Annotated in this window: 3 protein-coding genes; 1 reads left to right on the forward strand and 2 read right to left on the reverse strand. The window is 38.4% G+C overall.

The window, feature by feature from the left end; translation table 11 throughout:
- Nucleotides 1-106: 106 nt before the first annotated feature.
- Nucleotides 107-724, reverse strand: coding sequence for a transposase domain-containing protein (locus CDG79_RS40120; protein ID WP_223278663.1), 618 nt, complete (start codon nt 722-724; stop codon nt 107-109).
- A 249-nt stretch (nt 725-973) separates the two neighbouring features.
- Between CDG79_RS40120 and CDG79_RS40125 the strand changes: the two genes are divergently transcribed.
- Nucleotides 974-1,360 carry a sunset domain-containing protein gene (locus tag CDG79_RS40125; RefSeq protein ID WP_094346997.1) on the forward strand — a complete coding sequence of 129 codons (387 nt, stop codon included), beginning with the start codon at nt 974-976 and terminating at the stop codon, nt 1,358-1,360.
- A 685-nt stretch (nt 1,361-2,045) separates the two neighbouring features.
- Here the strand turns inward: CDG79_RS40125 and CDG79_RS43270 are convergent.
- On the reverse strand, nt 2,046-2,443 hold a 398-nt coding region (locus CDG79_RS43270), incomplete at its 5' end, for a hypothetical protein (RefSeq protein ID WP_189525319.1).

Genomic DNA, 2,443 nt, shown 5'->3' on the forward strand with positions numbered 1-2,443 from the left:
TCATTGTTGCTACTGTTTCACTGAATATTTAGAACCAGTCTAAAGTTTTCTAGGTAACTATTAATTTCAGTACACAATCCTTGTAGTACATAAGTTCGTATCTCATTCAAATGCATACCGCTATAACGTCTATACATAGAGCCATAGCAGCTCCAGTAGCTAAACTGAATATCACACCAATTTTCGCAATTGGGAACCCGCATCCAGGCTTTTGGCTACTAGGTTGGGGATATGCTTTCTGGTTTTCGGCAGTATCAGGCATTGATACGGTAGACCCATCTATTACTTTCACATTTCGACCACACCATAAATATTCTGCTGTCACTTTTTCTTCTAGTATCTGTCCCGTCTGACGAAAAAGTTTTTGTAATAATGTCTCTGGTAATCTCGACCGCGCTTGACAATAAGCACTTGTATCAGTTGAGGGAATTTCTACTTCCAAACCTGCCAAATAAGCGATGACTTTACTCACTGCATTATGGCAACTTTTATCAGCTTCTATTACCTGAGATAAAAATGCCCAAAGCGTTACTATTGGGTCAAATAATCGCTGATAATATCTAATTTTTAGCTCCCTGAGTGCTTGCTCAATTACACTTGTTGGTAATAGCTCTTGAAAAGGCAATCCTAAACTTTGACTAAATTTGTCCTTGAGAATTTGTACTCGTAGTGTCACAGTGATAATAGTTATATTGCTTGCTCGTCTCCTGTGAAAGTATTTCATGAACGAGTAAGCTTTTCCTATCTAAAAATTTTTTTGGGCAACCCGCACCCTTACTGCCCCCATTTCACAGCACCTACAAAAATAGCGATCGCAGCTACTCCTTGACTGCTTAATGGCATCAATGCCTGTAATGATTACAGAGCATAGCTTAGAGCTTTTCTTAGTGCCATTCCCGCATGAACAATCAACTTAAACCTCGTCAATTGAGCATTGTAGTGATGTTATTTACAGTAATGATGCTAGGTAGTTGTGGTAAAAAACCTGAAGAATCTACTAGCACTACGCCTCAAACACCAACTGCTGTTGCTCCAGCTAGTCCTGCTTCTAGTACAGCAAGCAGCTAATCCTACCTCTAGTACAGCAGCTAGTCCTGTACCTGGAAATACAACTTCTAGTTCTAAGAAGCGAGCATCGGCGAATAAAGCAGCAGTTTTAGCAGCAGCACAAAATCTTGGAGTGAAACCACAAAACGAAACAACTTGCCCAAGTGATGCACTGGTAAAAGGCAAAATTACGAATAATAGAGGCAACATTTATCACCTTCCCAAAACTTTAGATTACGAAAAAGTCAAACCGGATATTTGTTTTAAAGACCCAGCAACAGCACAACTTGCCGGTTTCCGTGCGCCTAAGTGATCTAAACAGGGCAAAGATAGTTGATTTTTCAAATACTGCCTCGACTGTAGGATGCAGACTTTGAACTTTTGAAAAAATTCCTAATTCATGATTAATAATTCCTATTTCTGTGACATTGAGGGATTTAAAACCCACCAAAAATAGGATTCCCAATAGAGGCAGGGGAATCAATTTTGAATTAGGAATTAGGAATGATAAATTAATAATTGTATTGAATCCAAAATCTGTGAAAAGGAGATCAAAATTTCTCCAATTTGCTGAATGTACATTGGTACAATCTGTATGGATTCTCAATTGTTAACTATTGACTTTAGCTTAATTCCGATTAGGCTTGCACACCCTGTCTGTCTTATTGGTATATAACTACTGATTTGAAAGCTTGAATCCTACTAAAATCGTTAGTGCATAAGCTTACATATACTGATTAGACAGTCAGGGCTTGCACACGAAGATTTTCTCAAACTAATCGGTCAGAAGTTAGTAAAAATTTCTAACTTAGATTTGATAATAGGCCGGCGTTATCCAATAATTGATATCAAAACGGGAATGCGCGTGTATTACTACTTACACTCCCAAGTCGGAGACTATAGTTACTGGGTCAGGCGGCTGATGTGACAAAAAGGTAGTATAGCGATAATTGATAAATTCCTCTTCATCCGAATTAATTTCAGAAATTAGTCCCTATCTAGTGGTATCTAGCAGTTCCTCTGAGTACTAAAGTCTGATATGACTGTAATTGTCCAAATAGTGGAGTACGAATAAATCCTGATGTTTTTTGAGTGGTCAAAATGGCTTCGGTAAGGAGGGAAGTTTCTTTGTTGCCGATAGCTAGATTGATAATTGGTAGGAGGAAGCTCAGTTTGACTATATTTCCTCCAATGTCAGGGTTTGGTGGTTTGCTAATAATTACCGTCAGTAGTGTCCCAATATCAGTATCTAATGTCTGAATTTGGTCGCCACTAAAATGCTGCTTGATGTTTTGTGTTCTGTAATCAAGCTGTGAAACTCCATTGAGAATTGAATAGTTTATGTGAGTGTCTTTGCCCTCAAGCTCAAACTCATTTGGTCGTTGCACAACAATTG

The sequence above is a fragment of the Nostoc sp. 'Peltigera membranacea cyanobiont' 232 genome (assembly GCF_002245985.1).
Lineage (GTDB): Bacteria > Cyanobacteriota > Cyanobacteriia > Cyanobacteriales > Nostocaceae > Nostoc.

Coding starts and splice junctions, on each gene's coding strand:
- CDG79_RS40120 (WP_223278663.1), bottom strand. CDS start 724: ATGAAATACTTTCACAGGAGACGAGCAAGCAATATAACTATTATCACT.